At 66.6% G+C, this 20,167-nt stretch carries 16 protein-coding genes; 9 read left to right on the top strand and 7 right to left on the bottom strand.

From position 1 onward, the window contains the following. Positions 1-177: 177 nt before the first annotated feature. The 6 genes from HUX88_RS31305 to HUX88_RS31280 are packed head-to-tail and all read right to left on the bottom strand — an operon-like array spanning position 178 to position 10,222. Entirely contained in the window at positions 178-930 is a 753-nt protein-coding gene (locus HUX88_RS31305; protein WP_176364305.1) for a DUF2135 domain-containing protein, read from the bottom strand. Positions 931-932: 2 nt separating this feature from the next. Beyond that, complete coding sequence (locus HUX88_RS33435) at positions 933-1,730, bottom strand: DUF2135 domain-containing protein (protein ID WP_217916518.1); 798 nt, start codon at positions 1,728-1,730, stop codon at positions 933-935. Further along, on the bottom strand, positions 1,727-3,451 hold the full coding sequence (locus HUX88_RS31295) for a DUF2300 domain-containing protein (RefSeq protein ID WP_229219635.1): 1,725 nt from the start codon (positions 3,449-3,451) through the stop codon (positions 1,727-1,729). The genes HUX88_RS33435 and HUX88_RS31295 overlap by 4 nt, the downstream gene beginning before the upstream one ends. Then, positions 3,448-7,980 (bottom strand): alpha-2-macroglobulin, encoded by a 4,533-nt coding sequence (locus HUX88_RS31290; protein ID WP_176364304.1) that lies wholly within the window; start codon positions 7,978-7,980, stop codon positions 3,448-3,450. Before HUX88_RS31290 ends, HUX88_RS31295 begins: the two co-directional genes overlap by 4 nt. Further along, positions 7,977-8,672, bottom strand: a complete 696-nt coding sequence (locus tag HUX88_RS31285; RefSeq protein WP_373886865.1) for a DUF1175 family protein — start codon at positions 8,670-8,672, stop codon at positions 7,977-7,979. The genes HUX88_RS31290 and HUX88_RS31285 overlap by 4 nt, the downstream gene beginning before the upstream one ends. Beyond that, positions 8,636-10,222 (bottom strand): DUF2138 family protein, encoded by a 1,587-nt coding sequence (locus tag HUX88_RS31280; protein WP_176364302.1) that lies wholly within the window; start codon positions 10,220-10,222, stop codon positions 8,636-8,638. The genes HUX88_RS31285 and HUX88_RS31280 overlap by 37 nt, the downstream gene beginning before the upstream one ends. Positions 10,223-10,339: 117 nt before the next feature. Here HUX88_RS31280 and HUX88_RS31275 point away from each other — a divergent pair, with 117 nt between their 5' ends. The 9 genes from HUX88_RS31275 (at position 10,340) to HUX88_RS31235 (ending at position 18,807) form a co-directional block, all read left to right on the top strand. Beyond that, entirely contained in the window at positions 10,340-11,812 is a 1,473-nt protein-coding gene (locus HUX88_RS31275) for a B12-binding domain-containing radical SAM protein (RefSeq protein WP_176364301.1), read from the top strand. A 66-nt stretch (positions 11,813-11,878) separates the two neighbouring features. Beyond that, positions 11,879-13,006 carry an ABC transporter permease gene (locus HUX88_RS31270; protein WP_117015728.1) on the top strand — a complete coding sequence of 376 codons (1,128 nt, stop codon included), beginning with the start codon at positions 11,879-11,881 and terminating at the stop codon, positions 13,004-13,006. Then, complete coding sequence (locus tag HUX88_RS31265; RefSeq protein WP_117015727.1) at positions 13,006-13,863, top strand: ABC transporter ATP-binding protein; 858 nt, start codon at positions 13,006-13,008, stop codon at positions 13,861-13,863. The genes HUX88_RS31270 and HUX88_RS31265 overlap by 1 nt, the downstream gene beginning before the upstream one ends. Continuing rightward, the gene (locus tag HUX88_RS31260) at positions 13,863-14,801 is read left to right on the top strand and encodes an MlaD family protein (RefSeq protein WP_117015726.1); all 939 of its coding nucleotides are present in this window, start codon (positions 13,863-13,865) and stop codon (positions 14,799-14,801) included. The genes HUX88_RS31265 and HUX88_RS31260 overlap by 1 nt, the downstream gene beginning before the upstream one ends. A gap of 10 nt (positions 14,802-14,811) precedes the next feature. After that, the gene (locus HUX88_RS31255; RefSeq protein WP_176364300.1) at positions 14,812-15,420 is read left to right on the top strand and encodes an ABC-type transport auxiliary lipoprotein family protein; all 609 of its coding nucleotides are present in this window, start codon (positions 14,812-14,814) and stop codon (positions 15,418-15,420) included. Then, positions 15,417-16,574, top strand: coding sequence for a VanZ family protein (locus HUX88_RS31250; RefSeq protein WP_176364299.1), 1,158 nt, complete (start codon positions 15,417-15,419; stop codon positions 16,572-16,574). Before HUX88_RS31255 ends, HUX88_RS31250 begins: the two co-directional genes overlap by 4 nt. A 50-nt stretch (positions 16,575-16,624) precedes the next feature. Continuing rightward, a complete protein-coding gene (locus HUX88_RS31245) occupies positions 16,625-16,942 on the top strand; it encodes a ferredoxin (RefSeq protein WP_117015723.1) in 318 nt (105 codons plus the stop codon). Between the two features lie 5 nt (positions 16,943-16,947). After that, positions 16,948-17,613 carry an alpha/beta hydrolase gene (locus HUX88_RS31240; RefSeq protein WP_176364298.1) on the top strand — a complete coding sequence of 222 codons (666 nt, stop codon included), beginning with the start codon at positions 16,948-16,950 and terminating at the stop codon, positions 17,611-17,613. A 48-nt stretch (positions 17,614-17,661) separates the two neighbouring features. Continuing rightward, entirely contained in the window at positions 17,662-18,807 is a 1,146-nt protein-coding gene (locus tag HUX88_RS31235; protein WP_176364297.1) for a D-alanyl-D-alanine carboxypeptidase family protein, read from the top strand. Between the two features lie 95 nt (positions 18,808-18,902). Here the strand turns inward: HUX88_RS31235 and HUX88_RS31230 are convergent. Then, positions 18,903-20,167, bottom strand: a 1,265-nt coding sequence (locus HUX88_RS31230; RefSeq protein ID WP_176364296.1) for an EAL and HDOD domain-containing protein, incomplete at its 5' end; no start/stop codon positions are given.

Here is a 20,167-nt window from a genome sequence, read left to right as displayed (position 1 = left end):
TATTCGGTACTGCGTTTGCCGCGAAGCGTTGTGTCCGTCAGCGAAGAAGAAAGAGTATGAAGCGTTTAGATCGTTTCGTCAACCCCTTCTTTTTTTCCCGCTTCACTCAGCAACGTGTGCTGTGTTCTGCGAGGGGGCGAACTATAGCAAAGCCCCTGTGGGTTCCGCAAGGGCTATTTACGGAAACACGAATGATTTCACCAGCGTCAGTTCGCCAGCTGCACGCATCGGCACTTGATAGGTCTGTAGCCTTTCACGCGGCGTGCCTTCATTGGTAATGATGGAGACCCGCGCGACGGTAAGCGTGGACGTATCCGCGCCGCTGCCGAAGTAGTTAACGTAGACGTGATAATTACCCTTCTGCGGCGCGGCGCTGGAAAAGATCTCCGGCCCGTAGCCAGTCGTCACGTCCACGTCCAAGGCCGAGCCGTCTTGTAATACGCGGTTGCCGTACCAGGCGTGACCGCCGTCCGGCGTCACCACATGCAGATCGAGATCGGTGCCGGCGCTATCCCAGGACAGCACCACGCGCAAGCGCGCCTGCGTCTTCCCCTGATAGCTGTCGACGAACTGCGCACGGGCGCGGCTCTTGCCGTCCGGCGCGCGCACCTCCACGCTATTGGAGCCGCTGCCGAAACCATACGGCCGTCCATATGTGCCATCCTCCGCCACTTCCAGCGGCATCGCCACGCCATTGACCACCAGCGTGGCCGGCTTGCCTTTGGGCGCACCGGCGATGCGGCCGCGTATCTGCGCCGTTTCGCTCTGGCCCGGCTGCAGGCTGACGGAGGCCGCAGGGTAATGCACCGGCTGCGTATAGTCCTCGCGCGCGCCGGCGGAATTGCGCCAGCCGCCCTTGGGCGAATCGATGGAGACCTGGGCCTGCGCCCAAAGCGGTAATAACATTAACAATAGCCAGCGCAGATTCATGCTCAGTACCTGAAGGTTTTGACGAGGGTAAGCTCGCCGATGCCGCGCAAGGGCACGACAAACGATTCGCGCCGCTCGCGCGGGGTGTTCTCATTGAAGACCAGCGTGATGCGGCTGGTGATGACGGGCCGCTGCCGCGTGTTTTCGTCGAAGTGATAGCCGTCGGCGCCGAAGTTGCCCCAGTAGTTGATCCATACCTGGTACAAGCCGTGCATCGGCGACGTCATCACGAAGTTCTCCGGCCCCGGCCCGTCGACGGTGTCGGCGTCCAGGCCGCCGCCATTGCTCAGCGCCGGCTGTCCAAAGAACGCGTGCTGGCCGTCCGGGGTGATCACGTGCAGGTCGACTTCCGCCTGGCTGTCGTCCCACGCGGCGATGATGCGTATCATCGGCTGCGGCTTGCTGCGGTCTGCTTCATAAAACTGCACGCGCTTGACCGCCTTGCCGTCCGGCGAGCGGATCTCCACGCTGTTGGAACCGGAGCCGAACGAATACGCGCGGGCGTAGCGCCCATCCTCGTCCGTGTACAACGGCGTCGGATTACCGTTGACCACCAGCTTATGAAAAGCCCTGCCCTTTCCCACTTTATCAAGCTGCCCCTGGATCATGCGCCGTCCACGTTGCGCGCCGCGGTCCACCAGTGCGTACGGGTAGTTGACCGCCAGCTCCTCCGAGCGGTCGGTCAGGCCGGCGCGGTTCCAGCCGCCTATCGGCGTGGTCATGCTTTTGTCCTGCGCGTGCGCCAGCTGGCATGCCAGCAGCAGCGCGGCGGCGTTGAGCAATCGGATGCGGAAAATCACAGCGTCTCCAGGTTAAGGTCGACCAGCCGGCGCGCCAGGCGCTCGACATAGTCTTCATCCTGGCCGCGCGGATGCCGGCGCAAGCCAAGATGCAGGTATTCATGGGCCAGCGTGATACGGTCTTCGCGCGTGGTCAGCGGGCGCATGAAGATGCGGTTGCGCGACTGCTCCGAGTACGGCGCACCGGAGGCCAGCGCGCAGACCAATGGCGGCTGCGCCGGCGCCTCATAACCAGCCTCGCCCAGCAGCACACGCTGCCAGCGTGACAGGGCGCGCGCCAGCCACTCCTCGTTCTGCCCCAGACGCTTGCAGCGCACGCCGGCGTTGCCAGCGGTGCTCAACGCGCCGCCGGGATAGGCCGCCGCCAGCAATTCATCGTAAAGCTTACCCTGCTTCGCCTGCCGGACCGCGTCGGTCCACACCAGCGTGCCATCGGATGCTTGGTCGCGGTGATATCGCACCGGCACGCCGTCAACGATCAACTGGTCAGTCCAGCGCGCGATGGCCAGCGCCGCCGGCGTGGCGGGACTGGGGCTGACGCGCTGCGTCGCGCTGCTGTCGGCGATTTGCTGGCAGCCGGCCACGCTCTGCGCGTTCTGCCGCAGATAGCTGCGCGCGGCGATGGCCAGCGCCTTGGCCGCTTCCGGCTCGTCGGCGCTGGCCTCGCGGTCGATCACCCGCGCCACGTATTCATTGACGCCGAACCGGCCGCGCAATTGCGGACGGCCGTCACCACCGGTTTGCAGCATCATCTCGCCCGCGCTGCGCAAGGCCAGGTTCTTGCCGTTCTCGAAGCGCACCTGGAAGCGGCCATTGAGCGGGCCCGCCGCAGCCGGACCATCCGCGCCGCGCACGCTGCTGATCGGATAGCGCTTGAAGTAGTCGACGACGACACAGCCGCTGTCCTCGGCCGCCTGCACCGGCGGCAGATTGGCGGCCAGTCGCGGCGCCCACTGCTGCAGCACGTTGCTGCTACCGCCTGCGCCACCGAACCACACTGGCGTCCCATCGGCCAGCCAGCCAGCCGCGCCGCCGAGGCGTTCGCGCTCCTTGCCCGCTTGCGTGGGCTGATGCCAGGAATAGGTCTTCACCCGCAACTGGCTGCCGAACCAGCGCGCCGTGCCGGCGCCCCGGCCATCCAGCACCACGCGCAGCAGCGCCGCCTCGGCATCGGCGCGGCTGGCGGCCGGTATGCTGGACAGTGCGCGCAGCAGGCTGTCGAGCCGCACCAGCCGTTCCGGTGTCAACTGCGCGGGATCGGCCAGCCATGCGAGTTCGCCGGAGGGAGCGGCGCCAAGACGGCGCGTCCAATAATCGCGCCACGACGCCGGCGCGATCATCAACCGGCGCGGCGAAAAGAACGGCCCGCAGGACTGAGCCAGCGCCGCATCGCGACCGACGCTCTGCCCCACCTCGCAGCAATAGACTTCTTCCGGATCGCGGCCGCCGCAACGATAGTCCGGCATCGGCACATGGCTATCATCCGCGTAGATATAGACGAACAGCTTCCACAAGCTGGCCAGCGGCACCTGGCGGCTGCCGTCGAAAGGTTGCGGCGCGGGACCGCCCTGCCGCAATTGCAGCACTTCGGTTTTCCCATCGCGCCACCAGGCCACGTCCAGCGACGCCGCCCGCGACGACACGGCCAGCGGCTGCACGGCCAACAAGGCCAATACAGCCGCCGGACGCAGTACGCGGGAAAGCGCCGACTTGCGCATCATTCCACCTTCAGCGCGCGCATGGTCTTGCCGGCGCCTTCCAGCGCCTTCTGCTCCGGCTGATACATGCGGTGGAAGCGCGTCGGCGGCAGCACGTAGCTACCTTTTTGCGCAAAGCGCAGCAGGTGGCGCACCGTTACGGTCTCCTCCAGCGGATCGACCGGCACCGCGTAGCCGTCACGGCGCTCGGCATGGCGCGCGCGCTCCAGCGGCGTCGGTTTTTCACCGGCCATCACCATGCCCCAGGTGCTCGACTCGACCATCGCGCCGGGCGGCAGCGCCACCTCCAGCAAGCCAAAGCGATGCTTGGAGCCGGGCGCAGGTTTCAGCGTGATCTCATCCAGATAGAGCTCGGCGGTGCTGAGCGCCTCGCCCGGCTTGACCAGCTCCGTGGTGTAGCCGTCCTTACCCTGCTTCATGCGCAGGATGCGGCGCTCGACGGTGACCGGCAAGGTGGACGCTTCCGCCGCGCGGCTGTCGTACTGCACCACGGCCACCGTGCCCGCAGGCGCGGCGCCCGATGCCGCCGCCAACTTGAGCTGCTCCGGCAGGGCCTTGGCGTCGTTCCAGCGCCAGACCGGCTGGCCGCTGCGGCTCTCCTGTTTTTGCCAAGGGCCGTCCAACGCCAGCGCCGGCGCCTTGCCGAACGATGCGCCGCCCAGTTTTTTCTGTACCCACAACAGCGTCATCGAACGGTCCAGCGTCGGCATATCCGCGCGAACGCTGGCCAGTACCGCGTCGGCCTGCGACGGCGGCACTTCGCCGGCCAGCATCAGCAAGGCTTGCGCCACCGGCGCCTTCGACGAACGCAACACACTCCACGCGGCGGTGACCTGCTGCTGCAGGGCCGGCGGCAACGCCACGCCGTTCTGGCTTGCGACCACCGACGTCAGGCCCAAGGCCATCGCCTGCGCTTCGCGGTCATCGCCGGCGCCAAGCAGCAGGCTGCCGGTGTCGCCGCCCGTATGCGGCTTGCCTGCCAAGGTGACGGCGGCCATGTCGTCGACCAGGCCCGAGGCCAGCGTCTTGGTGGGCAGGCCGATGTCGCGGGCCATCCACAGCACCAGCGCGCGGTCGATCGGCGCATCCTTCAGGCCCTGCTCACTGTACACGGTCAACAGACTATTCCAGTGCTCGGGCGGCAACTCGATGCGCAACGCGCGCGACGCATACCAGTCCGCGTAATAGGCGTAGCCCGTCATCAGCGCGCTGCCCGCCGTGGCGTTGCCCCACCAGCCGAAGACCGCGTTGGGTCCGGCCATCGCCACCAGTCGCAGGCGCTGCGCGGTGAGCGTGGCTTGCAGGCGTTCGCGCAGCTGCGCGGCGTCCGCCGGCATGCTTTGCAGGGCCAGCGTCAACGGAATCAAGCGGCTCGCGGTCTGCTCCACGCAGCCGTACGGGTACTCGATCAAGTCATCGGCGATGCGCGCGAAGTGGCTGGCCGCGCCCTGCGCGAACGAAACGCGGATATTGCGCGCATCGGCGGGCAGCTTGAACGCGGTCTCGGCGCCGGTCAGCGGCAACGTCAGCGTGCGGGGGCTGAGCCAGGCCGCAGGCAGGGTTTGCATCGTGGTGTCCAGTGCGTCGACCAGTTTGCCGTCCTGCTTGAGCTCCAGGCGCAAGGCGCCGGAGACCGCCGCCAGCGGGAACTCGACATAATTGACGCCAGGCTTGGCGCTCAGTTTCTCGGTCTTGGGCTGCGTGCCGCCGGACAGGATCACCTCCAGCGTCTGCGCGGCGCTGGTCTGGTTGAACACCGCCACCGTGGCGCGCGGCGCGTCGCCGGCGCGCATCCAGTCGGGCGCGGTCCACTTGGCGTAGAAGTTCTTGTCCGAGCGCAGATAGCCGGTGCGCTGGCCCACGCGCCCTTGCGCATCCATCGCACGGCCGGTGATGCGCCAGCGGGTCAGCGCGTCCGGCATGGTGAAGCTGATGCGCGCGTTGCCGTCCGCATCGGTCTTCAGCGACGGCGCCCAGTAGGCCGTGTCGATGTTGTCGCGGCGCGGCCGCTCCAGCACCTTGACGCCGCGCTCATTGTAGTTGTGCCGCGCCGGCGCGCCGCCGCTGCGGCCCTGCGCCATGTCGTAACTGATGAAAGAGAGGCTGGCCGTGGTACGCACGTTGTTGCGGCGCGGATGGTAGAAGAAGTCGCCGATCTCCGGCGCGATCTCCGGCTGCAGCACGTAGATCATCTCATCGACCACGCCCAGCGCCACCATGGTGCTCAGCGGCTTGCCGTCCAGCGTGGCCTTGACGTCCAGCGTCACCTTCTCGCCGGGTTGGTAGACCTCCTTGTCGGTCTTGAACTGCAGCGCGATGCGCGGCTCGATCACCTGCAGGCCGGCGTTCTCGAACACGAAATCGCCATTGCGGGTGTAGGCCACCGAGAAGGTCATGTTGGGGCCATGCTCCTCCTTCACCGGTATCCGCACGCGCCACTGCTTCGGCCCCACGCGCTGCGCCTTGTACCAGTCGGCGCCGCCGGCCATCAGGCCATACTGCTCGACCTTGTCGCGCTCCAGCGTGAGCAGCGCCTGGTCCACCTTGTCGGAGAAGGTGATCAGCGCCTCGGCCGTCTCGCCCGGGCGATAGCGCGCGCGGTCCAGCACAATCTCGATGCTGCCCGGCGTGGCCTGCACGCCGTCGCCGCTGACCCAGTGGCTGGCCGCCGCCAGCAGGTTGCCGCGCTCGTCGCGCAGCGACAGCTGGTAGGAACCGGAATCCGGGAAGGTCACGTCCCATCCCTTGGCGGCCGGATCGAAGGCGCCGGACGTCTTGGTCTGCCGCTCCAGCTGCACCATCTCCCAGCGCACCGGACGCGCCGAACCCTGGCCGTCGGCCACCAGGTCGAAATGCACCTTCTGCCCCGGATCGGAGAACTGACGCGCAGGCTTCAAAGTGTAGGTGGTGCTGGAACGCTCGATCATCAGCTCCCGCGTGACCTTGACGCGGTAGGCCGCGCCGTCGGTGGCCAGCACCGTCAGGATGTAGCGCGAAGGATCGGCGGCCGGCGGCAGCGAGAAGTCCACATTGCCGCTGCTGTCGCTGACCACTTCCTCGGTCTTGAGCGACACCGGGAACAAGCCGCTGTAACGCAACTCGCCGTCAACCATGCTGTTTTGCTGGCTGCGCAGCGACAGCGTCATGGTGGCGTTCTTCACCGGCTTGCCGTCCGGGTAGCGCAGCGCGATGCTGCCCTTGACCGCCTCGCCGGTCTTGAACTCCGGCTTGGACGGCTGGATGTTGATCTCGAAGTGAGGCTTGATGTATTCGGCCACGCGGAAGGCCGCGCCGTAGACGCCGTCCTTATAGGTGAAGCGCAGCTCATAGCCGCCGGCGGTGGCCTGCTCCGGCAGGCGGAAGCGGGTGTCGGCGCCGGTATCGCCCGACAGCTGCAGCGTTTGCGTCAACAGCGGCGTGCCGTTCGGATCGAACACGGTCAGGCCGATGGGTGCCGCCGCGGCAGCCTGCGAGGCGCGCGCCGACGTGAACTCCCGTCCCATGAACTTGACATTGACCTCGTCGCCGGGGCGGTACAGCGGCCGGTCGGTGACCGCATACAGCTTGGTGTTATAGATCTCGCTGTCGTAGTAGAAGTTCTCGGACACGAACACGCCGCCGGCGCGGTCCTCGCCCAACACATAGGTATGTTCAGGGCTGCCGCGCTCCATCGACGCGACGCCGTCGGCGCCGGTGGTGGCCGATTGCAGCACGCCGGTGCCATCGGTCCAGGCCACGCTGGCGCCGGCGACAGCGGCGCTATTGTCGCGCCGCGCGGCCCACACCAGCATCTGGCCGGACGACACCTTGGTCACGGCCATCGTATCCGACACGAACACCAGCGTCGTGGCACGGTGCTGGCCGATGATGGCTTCAACCAGGTACAGGCCCGGTTTGCGTTTGCCGAGCGGGATCATCACGTTGCCGGCGCCGGGGACGACGAAGTCGCTGCTCGATCCGTCGAGCTTCACGCCTTTGGGCGGCGCGATCGGCGCGGCCTGCCAGATCGGATAACGGAAGCTGTCGACCAGCTCCATCCCCTTGATCGGCTTGTACTGCGGGTTATTGACGAACACCGTCGGCCGGCGGATCGCGTCGTTGGTGGCCAGCTTCGGATGCTCACTGGTCACCGAGAGGCGCGCCTCGGCCGAGAACAGCTTGCGCCAGAAGAGGCGCGACTGCTTCCACCAGCTGTCCCACAAGAAGCTCAGTGTGTTGGCCAGACCCTCGCCCTGGAAATTGCCCTCCACCTGGATGCGGTGCAGGTTGGGCTGCTTCTTCAGGAAGGCCATCGGCTCGGGCACGCGGTACAACACGATGTCGGCGCCGGAATAGGCTTCGAGATTCATGCGGCCCATGTCGCGCCCCGGCACCTCAAGGCGCACGCGCGCCTCGTCGGCGCTGCCATAAGTGGCGTCGGACAGCAGGAAGAACGGCTCGCCCTTGAACGGCGTGTAATAGCTCGGCTCCGGCTGCGCCACGGCGCTTCCGATCAGGAACAGGGACAGCACACTGGTGAGCAGCAGCTTCATGACAGAAATGACAGCCGGAATACACCGGCGAAATTGGGATTGTTGGACGCAGGTTGCCACCGCGTGTCCTTCCAGGTCGTGAGTTGTTTGATATCGACGGTCCGCAGACCATTGTCGTCGGGGGTAACGGTGCCGGTGTGGTAGGCGATGCTCGCCCCCATCCAGACCATCAGGTGTTGTTCGTCGCCCTGGTCGAAGAACAGCAGGTCGCCGGGCAGCGCCTGGCTGATCTCGCGCGCGACGAAGCGGCTGTTGTGCTGCACCAGCGCCAGCGCCGTGACGAAGTGGCCGACCGTGCCGCCGGTCTGCACCCAGCGGTTGCGCAGCGCGGCCTGGCCGGCGTCGAGCTCCAGTTCGGGCGGCAGGCGGCGGTCGCTAGCGATGCCGTTGGCGCGCAGCCAGCGCGCGTCGTGCACGGCCAGCGCCTCGTTGACGGCGAAGCGCACCAGGCCCGCGCAGTCGCGGTGGGTCCAGCGCGGTGACGGCCCGCGTTCGATCTGCGCCGTGACGATGCGCAGCATCCACGCCTGGAAGGCGCGGCTCTGCGCCTGCGACAGTCGCGTGGACGCTTCCACCGCCTCGCGCAAGGCCCAGGCAGGAGACGCGGCCGCCGCGCCGGCGCACGCCAGCCAGCGCAACGCGGAACGCCTTTGCATCATCGCTGGACCGCCTGCCATTCCAGCGTTTCCCATGCGGTGCCGCTGGCCGGCAGGCGCTTGAGCACCATGCGGTACGGCGGATACTTCTTCAACGCGGCCAGGCGCGGCGCCAGATGTTCATTGGCCGCGGCACGCAGCACCGGCTCATGAGCGGCCGGCAGCGTGTCGTAGGCTTCGCGCTCGATCAGCTGCGCCAGCGAGGCCGGCGCGATCAGGCCCACCGTATGGCCGGCGTCCGGCAGCAGGTCGGCGGCGGCGGGTGCCTGCTTGCGACGCACCGCCAGCACCTGGTCCACCAGCTTGCCGTCGGCGGAGAAGACCACCGTGTCGCCAGCCACCGCCAGCGCCGGCTTGGCCTCGCCCATCGAGGTCGCCACGGTGCGCTCCCAGCGCGTGACGCCCTTCGCTTCCGTCTTGCGGACCGAGTCCTTGCCGCCGATGGCCGCCGTGAACAGGCTGCCGTACAGCGCCTCGCCGCCCGCTTTCGCCTGGCGCGTGGCCACGAACACCGGCGTGTGCAAACGCGACCCGCCGTACCAGCACGCGGCGGCCGGGCCTTGCAGCTGGGTGGCCAGCGGCAGCACCGGTTCGGAGGTCTTGCCGCTCATTTGCTTGAGCATCGGCTGCAGCGCGTCCCAGTCCACCGGCACGCTGAAGCAGGCGCTCGGATCGTGCGGCAGCACCGGCCATAGGGCGGCGTTGTCGTAGCCGCCCTTGTGCAGCTTGTCCGCGTTGACCAGCACCTCGGAGCGCCACGCGCCCTTGCTGAAATCGAAGCGCAGCGCTTCCAGCGCGCCGAAGAAGGGCTGGTAGCCGAAGGACAGGAAGTCCGCCTTGACGGCGATGCTGTGGCCATCCGGCGCCGCCTGGTCGAGATGGAACTGCGGATGGAAGATGTTCTGCTTGGACTGGTCCGACGCCAGCAGGCTGGCGACGGTCTTGCCGGCCGCGCTGTCGGCGCTCTTGCCCTGGGCGCCGCCATACAGCATGCCTGGATGCGACAGGATCACCAGCCGCTGGCCGTGCGCGGCGAACAGCATGGTGCGGTTGTAGGCGTAGTTGAGCGCATACACCGGCACCTTGTCGCCGTCGACGCGCAACTCGCCGGCCACGCTCATTTGCGTGTCCTTGAGCGCGACCTTGCCCGCCTCCTCCAGCAAGCGTGTCAGCTGGTTGCGCGAGACGGCGATGGCGAAGTGCTTGAGCGAGCCGTCGGCGTCGCGCCACAGCGCCACTTCCGCCGGCTGGTCCAGCACCATGCGCAGCAGCTGGTCGCCCCAGCCCAGTTCATGTTCGTAGGCGATGCGCCGCAGGCTGCCCTTGAGGCCCAGCCGGTCCTCGCTTTGCTCGTAGTAGAACAGGAATTCCTCGCGCAGCACATCGCGCGCCAGCGGCACCGTCAGCAGGTCGCGCGGCAGCGACGACAGGCTCTTGGTCATCACCAGCGCGTCCGGCCGGGACAAGTCCAGCTTCAAGCTGTTGACGTCCCCCATGAGATTCCAGCCCAGGAGCCGGTAGGCGGCTACGGCGGCCAACACCACCGCGCCTCCGGCGAGCGATCCGACCAGTATTTTTTTATTCATGGGCGACGATTGCCAAGTTAGTAATAAGTTATAAATAATAACATGCCAACTCAGCAACCAAGGGCGCGCACGGTACGAAAGCGTAAAATAGCGGTTTCGCCGATCCATACGCCCGTCATGTCCATCCTGCTCACCACCCTCAACGCCCGCTACACCCACGCCTCGCTGGGCCTGCGCTATCTGCTGGCGAACATGGGCAAGCTGCAGGAGCAGACGCGCCTGCAGGAATTCGTCATCGGCGCCAAGACCACCGAGATCGTCGAACGCATCCTGGCGCACGCGCCGAAGATCGTCGGTTTCGGCATCTACATCTGGAACGTCGAGGAGACCACCAAGGTCGTCGCCATGCTCAAGCGCGTGGCGCCGCAGGTGACCGTGGTGCTGGGCGGTCCGGAGGTGTCCTACGAATCGAACGAGCAGGAAATCGTCAAGCTGGCCGACTACCTGATCACCGGCTGGGGCGACGTCACCTTCCCCAAGCTGTGCGGCGAAATCCTCAACGGCCCCAAGCCGCTGATGAAGATCCACGCCGGCGTGCAGCCGCCGATGGCCGAGATCAAGCTGCCCTACTCGCTCTACACCGACGACGACATCAAGAACCGCACCATCTACGTGGAAGCCTCGCGCGGCTGCCCGTTCAAGTGCGAGTTCTGCCTGTCTGCCCTGGACAAGACGGCGTGGCCGTTCGCGCTCGACCACTTCCTGGCCGAGATGGAGGCGCTGCACGCGCGCGGCGCGCGGCTGTTCAAGTTCGTCGACCGCACCTTCAACCTGAATATCAAGACCAGCCTGAAGATCATGCAGTTCTTCCTCGATAAGCTGGAGGCGAATCCGGACGATCCGGTCTACGCCCACTTCGAGCTGGTGCCGGACCACCTGCCGGACGCACTGAAAGAGGGCATCGGCAAATTCCCGCACGGCGCATTGCAGTTCGAGATCGGCATCCAGAGCTTCAACCCGGCGGTGCAGACGCTGGTCAGCCGCAAGCAGGACAACCAGAAGGCCGCCGACAACATCCGCTGGCTGACCGAGCACTCCAACGCCCACATGCACGTGGACCTGATCGCCGGCCTGCCCGGCGAGACGGTGGAGAGCTTCGCCGAAGGCTTCAACAAGCTGTGGGCGCTCAATCCGCACGAGATCCAGTTCGGCATCCTCAAGCGGCTGCGCGGCACGCCCATCATCCGCCACACGCAGGAATACGGCCTGGTGTTCGAGCCGTACGCGCCCTACACCATCCTGGCCAATCGCGACATCGACTTCCCGACCATGCAGCGCCTGGTGCGCTTCGCGCGCTACTGGGACCTGGTGGCCAATTCCGGCCGCTTCGGCCACACGCTGCCGGTGCTGCTGGGCGACGACGCCTTCGGCCGCTTCATGGCCTTCTCGGACTGGCTGTACGCGAACACCGACGCCACCCACCGCATCGCGCTGGAACGCCTGGTGGCGATGGTGGCGAAATACCTGCACAGCCAGGGCATGGACAAGGAGGCCGCCGAGGCGCTGCTGGCCAGCGATTACGCCGGCGCCAAGCCCAAGGCCACCGAGACGCCGGCGCCCAAACGCCAGGCCCGCAGGCTGGCCGCGTGAGCGGGGCCGCTGCCCGCCGCGCAAGCACTGGTGGCGGCCAGGGCCAAACTCCCTTAAACTGACGCAATGCCTATCGCCAAAGAGCCCACTCTCACTCTCAATCCCGGTGCCGCCAAGGGGCCTTCGGTCGCCGCCGGCGGCACCTGGCAAGTGCACGCTCTGGCCCAGGGCAAGACCATGGCCACCATTACGGGACTGATCAAGACCCTCAAGGCCGACGGCGTCAAATGGGATTTGACGGCGATCGACAGCATGGACCACATCGGCGCCCAGCTGCTGTGGAACGCCTGGGGCAAGACCCGCCCGGCCGACCTGCAACTGGCGCCGGGCCAGGAAGAATTCTTCAATCGCCTCGAATCGACCGGCAAGCTCGAACTGCCGGCGGCCCGTCCGCAGCGCCTGACGTGGGTGATGAAGCTCGGCTTCGCGATGCTGCTGTTCTTCGAGCACCTGATCGCCCTCACCTCGCTGATCGGCCAGGTGGTGCAGGAACTGTGGCGCTTCGCTCGCGCGCCGATGCGCGGCCCGTGGAAGGAAATCTCCGCGAACATCTTCCACGCCGGCTTCCAGGCGCTGGGCATCACGGCGCTGGTCGGCTTTTTGATCGGCGTGGTGTTCTCCTACCTGTCGGCGCAGCAGCTGCGCAACTTCGGCGGCGACATCTTCCTGGTCAACCTGCTGGGCATGAGCATCATCCGCGAACTGGGGCCGCTGCTGGCGGCGATCCTGGTGGCCGGCCGCTCCGGTTCCTCCATCACCGCGCAGCTGGGCGTGATGCGCGTGACCGAGGAACTCGACGCCATGCTGGTGATGGGCATCTCGCACGGCTTCCGCCTGATCATGCCCAAGGTGCTGGCCCTGGCCATCGCCATGCCGCTGCTGGTGATCTGGACCGACACCATCGCGCTGTTGGGCGGCATGGTGTCGGCCAAGGTGGAGCTGAACCTGTCGCCGCAATACTTCATCCTCAAGCTGCCGGACGCGGTGCCGCTGGCGAACTATATGATCGGCCTGGGCAAGGGCACGGTGTTCGGCATCCTGATCGCGCTGGTGTCCTGCCACTTCGGCCTGCGCATCAAGCCGAACACGGAGAGCCTGGGGCGCGGCACCACCACCTCGGTGGTCACGGCGATCACCGCGGTGATCTTGGCCGACGCCGTGTTCGCGATCGTCTTCAGCGGCGTGGGGTTCTGATGGCCAATCCAGCGCTCGTCCCCGAAAAAGCCTGCGGCCCCGGCACCGGCGAATTGACGCTGGACGGCAGCGTGCCGATCGTCGAGATCACCGGCCTGTGGACCAAGTACGGCCGCACTGTGGTGCACCAGGACTTGAACCTGGAGATCGTGCAGGGCGAGATCCTGTCCATCGTCGGCGGTTCCGGCACCGGCAAGACCACGCTGCTGCGCCAGATGCTCGGGCTGGAGACGCCGGCGCGCGGCTGCGTGCGCGTGTTCGGCGAGGACATCAGCGAGATCGGCTCCGAGCAGCTGCAGCAGCTGCGCAACCACTGGGGCATGCTGTTCCAGCAGGGCGCGCTGTATTCGGCGCTGACGGTGTTCGAGAACATCGCCCAGCCGATGCGCGAACTGGGCACGCTGCCCGAGGACCTGGTGCGCGACGCCGTGCTGCTGAAGATGAACATGGTCGGCATGGGCCCGGAGCACGCCAACAAGATGCCGTCCGACCTGTCCGGCGGCATGGTCAAGCGGGTGGCGCTGGCGCGCGCGCTGGCGCTCGAACCGCGCCTGCTGTTCCTCGACGAACCGACCGCCGGCCTCGATCCCGACCTGTCCGAGGCCTTCGTCTCGCTGATCAAATCGCTGCACCGCGAGCTGGGGCTGACGGTGGTGATGGTCACCCACGATCTCGATACGCTGTTCGCCCTGTCGACCCGCATCGCCGTGCTGGCCGAAAAACATGTGATCGCGCTCGGCCCCCTGCGCGACCTGCTGACCATCGACCACCCGTTCATCAAGCAGTTCTTCCTCGGCGACCGTGGCCGCCGCGCGCTGGAAGCGCTGGACGAAAAAACCAATACGGAGCACCACTGATGGAAAACCGATCCCACGCACTCACCACCGGCTTCTTCACGATCACGCTGCTGATCGCGGCCATTTTGTTCGGGCTGTGGTTCAACCGCGACCGCGTCGAACGCATCCCCTACGTGATCGCCACCGCGCAATCGGTGCCTGGCCTGAACCCGCAGGCGCCGGTGCGCTATCGCGGGCTGGAGGTGGGCAAGGTCGGCGGCATTGCCTTCGATCCCAAGGTGGCCGGACAGATCCTCGTCACCCTCAACATCAACACCGACGCGCCGATCACCAAGACCACCTTCGCCACGCTGGGCTACCAGGGCGTGACCGGCATCGCCTTCATCCAGCTCGACGACGACAAGGTCGGTTCGCCGCTGCTGGCCACCAACAGCGACAACCCGGCCCGCATTCCGCTGCGCGCCGGCTTCTTCGACCAGCTGGAAAAGCGCGGCAAGGAGATCCTGACCCAGTCCGAGGAAGTGACGCGCAAGCTCAATACGCTGCTCAGCCCCGAGAACCAGAAGACCATCCTCGCCGCGTTCTCCGACGTCAGCGCCACCGCCAACGCCTACCGCGAACTGCCGTCCAAGCTGGAGCCGACCATCGCCAGGCTGCCGGCGCTGGCCGAACAAACGCAGCACACGCTGAACTCCTTCAACACGCTGGCCAACGATTCGGACCGGCTCGTGAAAACCCTGCAGGCGCCGGACGGCCCGATCGCCCGCATCGCCGCCACCGCCGACCGCATCGGCGGCTCGGTGGAGGCGGTGGCCGGCGGCATTGAACTCGACACGCTGCCGCAGGTGAACTCGCTGTCCGACGACACCAAGGCCTCGATGCGCGCGCTGCGCAAGACCATGAACAAGATTAACGACCGTCCGCAAAGCCTGATCTTCGGTTCGCCCGGCACGCCGCCCGGCCCCGGCGAAGAAGGCTTTTCCGCCTCGTCCAAATAAGGATCACCAGATGACTTCCGCTATCCGCAACGCCATCGCCATCGCCGCTGCCGCCGCCCTGCTGGGCGCCTGCGCCAGCAAGGGCCAGCCGACCGCGCAATACGATTTCGGCCCGCTGCCGCAGGCGCCCGCGCCGGCGCCTGCCGCCATCGGCGCCCTGATCGTGGCCGACATCGCCGGCCCCAACGCGCTCGACACGGAACGCATGCAATACCGCCTGCTGTACGCGGACGCGCGCCAGTCGCGCCCCTACGCCTACAACCAGTGGACCGCCACGCCGTTCCAGCTGATGACCCAGCGCATGAAGGCGCGCATCGCGCAGGCCGGCGTCAAGGTGCTGTCGACCACCGACGCCGCCGCCAGCCCGACCGTGCTGCGCATGGAGGTCAACGACTTCGCGCAGAACTTCGACAGCGCCACCAGCAGCACCGGCGTGGTCGACCTGCGCGCCTCGCTGTTCCGCAACCACAAGCTGGTGGACCAGAAAACCTTCACCCGCAGCAGCCCGGCCCCGAGCCCGGACGCCGCCGGCGGCGCCCAGGCGCTGGCGGCAGCCACCGACGCCGTCACCGCCGACGTGCTGGCCTGGCTGGCGACCCTGCCGCCGCAGAAGGAATGACGGACTCCACGCCAGCAGCGCCGCCGGCCGCGCCCACACCGGAGCCGGCCAGCAAGCCGTCGCCGTTCACGCGGGCGGCGCTGCTGGCCTATGTGCTGCTGATCGTCTACGCCAGCTGGTTCCCGTTCTCGGGCTGGCACAACCAGGGATTGTCGCCGTTGATCTTCCTGGAAAACACCAGCATGCCGCGCTACTGGACCAAGTTCGACGCCATCACCAACGTGATCGGCTACATGCCGCTGGGGACGCTGATCGTGTACGCGCTGTACCCGCGCTTCAGGGGCATCGTCGCGTGGCTGATGGCGGCCGCCGGCGGCGTGCTGCTGTCCGGCCTGATGGAGGGCGTGCAGACCTACCTGCCGAGCCGCGTCTCGTCCAACCTGGACTTCTACACCAACGCCGCCGGCTGCGCGATGGGCGCGGTGATCGGCGTGCTGACCGTGCGCCGCCTGCTGGACCGCAGCCAGCTGCAACGCCTGCGCCAAGCCTGGTTCGCGCCGCACGCCAGCCAGGGCCTGGTGCTGCTGGCGCTGTGGCCGCTGGCGCAGATGTATCCGCAGAGCTTTTTGTTTGGCCTGGGGCAGCTGCTGCCCATCCTGTCGGAGTGGCTGTCGCAGCTGCTCGACACCGACATCGACCTGGCCAGCTATGTCCGCCCGGATACCATCCTGACGGTGGAACAATACTGGCTGTCGGAAACCATCATCACCGCCTGCGGCATGGTGGGCGCCGCGCTGACGCTGCTGTGCCTGCTGCGCAAGCCGGCGCCGCGCGGGCTGCTGGTGGGCGGCATGATAGGCGCCGCCATCGTCGTCAAGGCGCTGGCGACGGCGCTGTTGTTCTCGCCGGAGAACGCCTTCGTCTGGGTCACGCCGGGCGCCGAGGGCGGCTTCCTGATCGGCGCCATCATGCTGGCCGGCCTGGCCTTCGCGCCCCATGTGGCGCAGCGGCGGCTGGCGGTGGCCACGTTGCTGCTGAGCCTGGTGATCGTCAACACCACGCCGGCCAACCCGTATTTCGTCGCCACCTTACAGACCTGGGTGCAGGGCAAGTTCCTCAACTTCAACGGCGCGGCGCAGTTCCTGACCTTGCTGTGGCCCTTCTTCGCGGTATGGTTCCTGTGGCTGCCGTCTCACAAGCTCAATAAGCCGTGACTAAGCCTAAGCGGGTATCATAGCGGCTACATTTTCCCCGAGGTACAGCCATGAGCGATACTCCCTACTACAAACACCACGTCTTCTTCTGCATGAACAAGCGTGACGACGGCCGCAACAGCTGCGGCGACCACGGCGCGGAAACCGCGCAGAAACACGCCAAGAAGCGCTGCAAGGAACTCAACATCAACGGCGAGGGCAAGGTCCGCATCAACCAGGCGGGCTGCCTGGACCGCTGCGAAGAAGGCCCGGTGCTGGTGGTCTATCCCGAAGGCACCTGGTACACCTACGTCGACACCAGCGACATCGATGAAATCATCGACACCCACCTGGTGCAGGGCAAGGTTGTCGACCGTCTCAAGATCTGAAGAACATGAACAAGAACGAAAAATTCACCCTGGCCGGCGGCGCCGGCCAAATGGAAGGCATCCTCGACTATCCGAAGAGCACGCCGCGCGGCATCGCGCTGGTGGCCCATCCGCATCCGCTGTACGGCGGCACCATGGACAACAAGGTCGCCGTCACGCTGGCGCGCACCTTCGTCAACCTTGGCTACGTGGTGGCGCGCATCAACTTCCGCGGCGTCGGCGCCTCGGAGGGCGTGCATGACCACGGCCACGGCGAGACCGACGACATGGGCATCCTGCACGCGTGGATGACGGCCAGGTATCCGGGCCTGCCGGTGGCATTGTCGGGCTTCTCGTTCGGCACCTTCGTGCAGTCGCAACTGGCGCAGCGCCTGGCCGCCGCCGGCACGCCGGCCGAGCGCCTGGTGCTGGTCGGCAGCGCGGCCAAGAAATGGGAGATGGCGCCGGTGCCTGCCGACACCATCCTGATCCACGGAGAAAACGACGACACCATCCCGCTGATCGACGTGCTGGACTGGCTGCGGCCGCAGGACATTCCGGTGATCGTGATCCCGGGCGCCGACCACTTCTTCCACCGCAAGCTGCAGCACATCAAGGGCTGGGTCACGCAGCTGTGGCACCGCACGACCGATGTTGCCGAGACGGAAACGGACACCGCAAGCGCGGATTAAACCCCTATAATTCCCACGCCTTCAACTTTTCACCGAATAAAGCATCCCATGAAAAAATTTATCGCGGCACTGGCCACCAGTGTGATGTTGATGTCCGCCGCCGTCGCGCAAACCCTGCCGCCGCCGACCATCGCCGCCAAGTCCTGGCTGCTGCTGGACGCCACCAGCGGCCAGATCATCGCCTCGCAGGACCCGAACGCCCGCATCGAGCCGGCCTCGCTGACCAAGATCATGACGGCCTACGTCACCTTCGGCGCGCTGCGCGACAAGAAAATTGACCTGAAACAGATGGTCAACGTCTCCACCAAGGCGTGGAAGGTCGATTCGAGCAGCTCCAAGATGTTCATCGACCCGGCCACGCCGGTCAGCATCAACGACCTGCTGTACGGCCTGATGGTCCAGTCGGGCAACGACGCGGCCGTGGCGCTGGCCGAAGCGGTCGCCGGCGACGAGTCGGCCTTCGTGGTGATGATGAACAAGGAAGCCCAGCGCATGGGCCTGACCAACACCCACTTCGCCAACCCGCACGGCCTGCCGAGCCCGGAGAACTATTCGACCGCGCAAGACCTGTCGGTGCTGGCCAAGCGCGTGATCCTGGACTACCCGGAGTTCTACAAGATCGACTCGGTCAAGAGCTTCACCTACAACAAGATCACCCAGCCGAACCGCAACCGGTTGCTGTGGCTGGATCCGACCGTGGACGGCATGAAGACCGGCCACACCGAGGCGGCCGGCTACTGCATGATCGCGTCGGCGCACCGTCCGAACGGCGCCGGCGAGCGCCGCCTGGTGTCGGTGGTGCTGGGCACCACGTCCGACCAGTCGCGCACGCAGGAAAGCCAGAAGCTGCTCAACTGGGGCTTCCAGAACTTCGACACGGTCAAGCTGTACTCCAAGGGCCAGGCCATCGCCACGCCGGAAATCTGGAAGGGTTCCAAGAACGCGGTCAAGATCGGCTTCGCCAGCGACGTGCTGGTGACGGTGCCGAAGGGCGTTGCCGCCAAGATGAAGCCGCTGCTGGAGCGCAAGGATCCGCTGGTCGCGCCGCTGGCCGAGAACAGCCGCGTCGGTTCGCTGAAGATGATGGTGGATGGCAAGCCGCTGCTGGAGTTGCCGGTGGTGGCGTTGGAAACCGTCGATCAAGCCTCGATCTTCGGCCGCGCCTGGGATTCGATCCGCCTCTGGCTCAAATAAACCCTGGGGGTCAAGTCTGACATTCGGACACGGGCTGTACCGTTGCGCTCGCTACGGAAGAGCTCGTGTCCGAATGTCAGACTTGACCCCAGTTGTTATTCGTCATCGGCGTGGGTGTGCTGCAGCGATTCCTGCGCCCACTTGAAGGCCGCCTGGCCCACCGTGGCCAGCCCCTCCACATCGAGCTCCAGCTTTTCAGCGATCTCCAGCGCCCGCTGGACCCTGTCGCGTTCCAGCAGCATCACCATCGTCAGATAGGGCCCGTAGGCGCCGCCCTTGCTGAGCAGCACGTCGCGGATGTCGTCCGACAGGTGCATCTTGTCGACCAGGTTGGCCATCGGCACGCCCAGCAGCACGTCGAACAGCGACAGCAATCCCACCAGGAACAATTCGTCGCGCTTGGCCTGCGGCAGCTTGCTGCAGGTTTCCAGGAAGCGCGCGCGGGTCAGCGCCACCTCCAGCAGCGATTCGTCGCGCGCCTCGTTGGCGCCGCCGCCCAGCCGGAACATCGACACCGTCAAGCCCCGGTACAGCTGGTTGCGCCCCAGGACCATGAAGGCTTGCTGCAGGCTGGTCACCTTGGTGGTCTGGCCGTTGCTCGGCGCGTTCGCCCATTGCAGCACCTGGTAGGTCATGCCCGGATCGCGCTTGGCCACCTCGATCATGGCCGGCAGCTCGGCGTCGCTGCGCAGCAGGTTGAGCAGCTCGATCGAGGTCATGCGGCTCTGGTCGATCTTGGCGTCCGGGTCCACCTTGTCGCTGGTGGTCAGGAAGTGGCCCATGAAGTAATTGCAGCCCCACGACAGGCACATGCGCTGCTCGTCCCAGGTCTCGACGCCGTCCACCGCCAGCTTCAGGTCGGGATAGCGCATGCGCAACTGCTTGATCAGGGACTGGAAATCGGCCAGCGTGTGCTCGCCCAGCGACAGCATGGCGATATCGCACAGCGCCAGCAGCGGCGCGTCGGCCGGGTCCAGGCTGATGCCGCGCAGCGCCAGCTTGCAGCCGGTCTGGCGCAGCGCCGTCATGCGGCCGGCGACCTGGTCCACCGGCAGGCCGGCGGCCTGGTTGCGGTCCAGCAGGAAGACGGTGTGCGGCGCCACCAGCGGCAGGTGGCGGTCGAACACCACCGCGTCCACGCTCAGCTGCACCAGCGCCATGCGGCTCTGCGCGAACTGCGGCAGGCGCGCGGCCACCAGGGTCTCGATCTGCACCGGCTCGGGCAGCGGCGCGCGGTTGCCGCCGAAGGGCACGGAAAAACGGTAGCCGCACAGGCGGTGGCGCTCGTCGACGATTTCCGAGCGCACCACGATGGCCTCGGGATCGCCCTCGTGCGCCGGCGCGGCCACGGGCGCGGCCC

Origin of the sequence: Duganella sp. BJB1802 (assembly GCF_013369445.1) — a bacterium.
Lineage (GTDB): Bacteria > Pseudomonadota > Gammaproteobacteria > Burkholderiales > Burkholderiaceae_D > Rugamonas > Rugamonas vulcania_A.
Note: the sequence above shows the minus strand (reverse complement) of the source record. Positions and strands in the feature narration are given on the sequence as shown.

Excerpts from the sequence above, each read along its gene's own strand:
- HUX88_RS31240 (WP_176364298.1), top strand. The coding sequence starts at position 16,948 with ATGAACAAGAACGAAAAATTCACCCTGGCCGGCGGCGCCGGCCAAATG.
- HUX88_RS31270 (WP_117015728.1), top strand. The coding sequence starts at position 11,879 with ATGCCTATCGCCAAAGAGCCCACTCTCACTCTCAATCCCGGTGCCGCC.
- HUX88_RS31260 (WP_117015726.1), top strand. The coding sequence starts at position 13,863 with ATGGAAAACCGATCCCACGCACTCACCACCGGCTTCTTCACGATCACG.
- HUX88_RS31265 (WP_117015727.1), top strand. The coding sequence starts at position 13,006 with ATGGCCAATCCAGCGCTCGTCCCCGAAAAAGCCTGCGGCCCCGGCACC.
- HUX88_RS31245 (WP_117015723.1), top strand. The coding sequence starts at position 16,625 with ATGAGCGATACTCCCTACTACAAACACCACGTCTTCTTCTGCATGAAC.
- HUX88_RS31290 (WP_176364304.1), bottom strand. The coding sequence starts at position 7,980 with ATGAAGCTGCTGCTCACCAGTGTGCTGTCCCTGTTCCTGATCGGAAGC.
- HUX88_RS31235 (WP_176364297.1), top strand. The coding sequence starts at position 17,662 with ATGAAAAAATTTATCGCGGCACTGGCCACCAGTGTGATGTTGATGTCC.
- HUX88_RS31275 (WP_176364301.1), top strand. The coding sequence starts at position 10,340 with ATGTCCATCCTGCTCACCACCCTCAACGCCCGCTACACCCACGCCTCG.
- HUX88_RS31255 (WP_176364300.1), top strand. The coding sequence starts at position 14,812 with ATGACTTCCGCTATCCGCAACGCCATCGCCATCGCCGCTGCCGCCGCC.
- HUX88_RS31305 (WP_176364305.1), bottom strand. The coding sequence starts at position 930 with ATGAATCTGCGCTGGCTATTGTTAATGTTATTACCGCTTTGGGCGCAG.
- HUX88_RS31250 (WP_176364299.1), top strand. The coding sequence starts at position 15,417 with ATGACGGACTCCACGCCAGCAGCGCCGCCGGCCGCGCCCACACCGGAG.
- HUX88_RS31280 (WP_176364302.1), bottom strand. The coding sequence starts at position 10,222 with ATGAATAAAAAAATACTGGTCGGATCGCTCGCCGGAGGCGCGGTGGTG.
- HUX88_RS31285 (WP_373886865.1), bottom strand. The coding sequence starts at position 8,672 with ATGGGAAACGCTGGAATGGCAGGCGGTCCAGCGATGATGCAAAGGCGT.
- HUX88_RS31295 (WP_229219635.1), bottom strand. The coding sequence starts at position 3,451 with ATGATGCGCAAGTCGGCGCTTTCCCGCGTACTGCGTCCGGCGGCTGTA.